Origin of the sequence: Bacillus sp. GMa5/1 (assembly GCF_050172015.1) — a bacterium.
GTDB lineage: Bacteria > Bacillota > Bacilli > Bacillales > Bacillaceae_G > Bacillus_A > Bacillus_A cereus.
Map to the genome: position 1 here is coordinate 1 of NZ_JBNLYC010000459.1, position 237 is coordinate 237.

Genomic DNA, 237 nt, shown 5'->3' on the forward strand with positions numbered 1-237 from the left:
TAACTTCTGCTATATAGCAGTTGTTTTTTATTGGACATTATGGTACAATAACATTTGTCTTTGAAAAGAAGATAATTATTTCGATGGGCTATAGCCAAGCGGTAAGGCAACGGACTTTGACTCCGTCATGCGCTGGTTCGAATCCAGCTAGCCCAGCCATTTACGAGCCATTAGCTCAGTTGGTAGAGCATCTGACTTTTAATCAGAGGGTCGAAGGTTCGAGTCCTTCATGGCTCA

The 237-nt window shown here is 42.6% G+C and carries 2 tRNA genes; both read left to right on the forward strand.

Annotated features, from left to right (window positions below):
* The first annotated feature begins 84 nt into the window (after nt 1–84).
* Nucleotides 85–159, forward strand: a tRNA-Gln gene (locus ACQGSG_RS29440).
* 5 nt (nt 160–164) lie between these two features.
* A tRNA-Lys gene (locus ACQGSG_RS29445) sits at nt 165–237 on the forward strand.